This window comes from Microvirga soli, assembly GCF_016734765.1.
GTDB classification, from domain to species: Bacteria; Pseudomonadota; Alphaproteobacteria; order Rhizobiales; family Beijerinckiaceae; genus Microvirga; species Microvirga soli.
The window spans coordinates 1-2,772 of the sequence record NZ_JAERQE010000124.1; the positions used below are offsets into that span (position 1 = coordinate 1).

Here is a 2,772-nt window from a genome sequence, read left to right on the forward strand (position 1 = left end):
CTATGTCAGCCCGGTTCAGTTTGAAAGGCTAGCCGGATCGCTACAAAACCGCTCTCCACTAATCTGAAGCAAGTCCAATACGCCTCGGCGAGCGATTTACCCGTTGACTGCTTGAGAGCGACACATGGGCCGATTGCGCTCTTCTCCTTGAACCGGTTCTGCGACAAAGCCAAAATTGGAACAGGCGAAAGGATACGGCACCAAACAGCACGGGACCTTGATTTCCAAGTGCTTCTGTCGATTCGTGTAACATGAAACTAGAGCATCGGACGGTTAAACGGACGCATATCCGGCTGCCCTGAGGAAGTTCCAACATTCTCGCGGCTCAAACAAATCGCAGATGCCACCGAGCGCTCGCCAAAGGTCGTCGAACGTTCGGGCCTCAGCCTTGCGCAGGTGTGCTTTGAGTTTTGCAAAGGCCTGTTCAATTGGGTTCATATCGGGCGAATAAGCCGGCAGGAACAAGAACCAGGCGCCTCTTTGCTTCAGACACTGCACGGCCTTGTCGCTCTTGTGGACCGCAAGGTTGTCGAGAATGACTACGTCACCTTCGTGCAGCGTCGGCGCGAGCTGCGTCTCGATGTAAACCTCGAACGACAACCGGGTGATTGGGCCATCGATGATCCACGGCGCGCTTAGCTCATGACAGCGCAGCCCAGCCAAGAAGGTATGCGTCTTCCAGTGGCCGAAGGGCGCGCTCATGCGCAACCGCTGGCCCCGGCGCGAGCGGCCGCGCAGGCGCGTCATCTTGGTGTTGACGTAAGTCTCATCGAGAAAGATCAAGCGGTGCGGCTCTTGGCGCATGCGGGGCTGACGCTGGTCGCGCCAGACCCGGCGCTCTTCACGCACATCGGCACAGGAGGCGCGAGAGCATCGCGGGGGCTGCCACCACCCCGTGTTCCTCCAACAGCCTTGCGGCCAGTTCAGGCATGGTGATGGCAGGGTGGGCCTCGACCGTCTCGATCAGGAAGCTCTCATAAGGCACCAGCTTGCCGCCTCCGGGCGGCCGGCCTTGGCGGGCTGGTGCCGGCGAGCCGGTGTCTCGCGTTCGCCGCACCAGCTTGATGGCGAAGCTCTCGCTGACGTCAAAGTGCTCGGCAGCCGCCCGGCAGGTGTGGCCCGCCTCGACAAAGTCAGCCACCCGCACCCGAAGATCGAGAGAATAACACTGACCCATGATCCACCTCCCGTCGGACCAAGTGAATCACAGATCGCGCCAGCTCCAAACCCCAGGAGTCTAATTTCCTGTCCAATGCTCTAGAATAGGCTTATGGCTTACGCCGAGGGCGAAGTACAAAACCGCGTATCACTACGCCGATCGGAACGAAAGGGATCAACTGAAGCGTTGAATGCATCGCGCTCGAAATGCGTCATCGAGGCAAGCGCTGGGCCTCTCGAAACGAGCGCGACGATGCGCACATACACATTTAGAGCGGAGGGCTCATGCTTTAGGCAGCAGGCCTGGATGGGCCCATCGGCATAGAATGAGTCTGATCGGAACATTGCCGAGGGCCTTATGCGCGCCATCATTGCCGCCGCTGCTCTAACGCTCGCTCCCATCCTTGCGAACGCCCAGACCCTACACGACGACTTCAATGCAGGCTCACACCAGTGAACCGCTTCCATGACCGGCGAGCCAAAACAGCGCCTATGCGCATCGGCCTCAACGTGTTGGCTCTAATCAATCAACAGAGCAGAAGATCGTGTCGCACCCGTCTGCGGGAGAAGCCGCTCGTCTCGGGCGAGAGGGACATGCCCCATACATTCGCCAACCTCGAATACCATCACTTCAAGTACAGCCTTTTCCGAGTGCCGGGTGATGTACATGTCCACATGTTTGGTATGGCAACGCTCTCGTTCTGTGACGGGATCCGCACGCAAGAGGGTGATGTCTTGAAAATCCGGGCGGTTGAATTCGGCTTGCCACTGCGCAATTTCATGACAATTGCCCGGGAAGAAGAGATTGAGGTTCGCCAGTTGTAATCCATGCGGCAGGCCACCTGCGGACCGGCTTCCTGCGGCCGGGCTCGTGGCCTAGCGATAGGTCGACCACAGGCGGCAGATCCGGGGCAAGCCCGGTGTATCAGGGCAAGTTGAATCGGGCCTTGGACGACCGGCGGCACTCCGGCCATTCGTCCCAGCGCAGGATGAAGAGATCTCCGCCTGACGTGGCAATGGCCTCGGCTTCATATCAACCGCTGGCGCGATGAACTGCTCACGGGCGGCCTCTTTCATTCAATCAAGGGGCTGCCTGTGGACAGGTTCCTGGCCCGTCACTTTGCAGCTATGTGGCCCACAGCGAGCAGGAGCGCGGTCGATCCGTCACAGCCCTCAGCGACTAAAGCATCAATCCTGTGAGTCATCTGTGCCGTTCTGCCGTGCAATTGCCGTGGCGACGACGTCGAAGCAGGCGACGACTCCGGCGGCCGCGAGGCTGTCGATATGAGGATCGTCGAGATCGAAAACGTCTCTTCAATCGAGCGATGGGCTGGAGCTACAAGCGGGCAATCGGCTGCCGTTAGGCCGAACGCGGAGCGCCAGAGTCTCCCGTCCGTAGGTTGCAAGTGACGAATAGGCTTGACAGAGCCTCATACCGGTTTGTCGCACACATAGGGCTGGAGCGAGTTTCACGACAGATAGGCGCCCGCTGAAACGACAGAACTCATAATCAGCGTTTCCGTAGGTCCGAATTGCCAGGTCACGTCCGTCAATGAGTGTAAATTCGGGTGCGGTTTGAGGTGGCCATTGGTCAGCTCGCCTGTGGGGTGATTG

At 59.1% G+C, this 2,772-nt stretch carries 2 pseudogenes; one reads left to right on the forward strand and one right to left on the reverse strand.

The features are described from left to right. Positions 1 to 273: 273 nt before the first annotated feature. Positions 274 to 1,177: pseudogene (locus tag JKL45_RS29435) on the reverse strand (IS630 family transposase). A gap of 545 nt (positions 1,178 to 1,722) precedes the next feature. On the opposite strand from JKL45_RS29435, the pseudogene JKL45_RS29440 reads away from it, so the two are divergent. Further along, positions 1,723 to 1,983, forward strand: a pseudogene (locus JKL45_RS29440) (GguC protein); the annotation flags it as partial. Between the last annotated feature and the right edge of the window lie 789 nt (positions 1,984 to 2,772).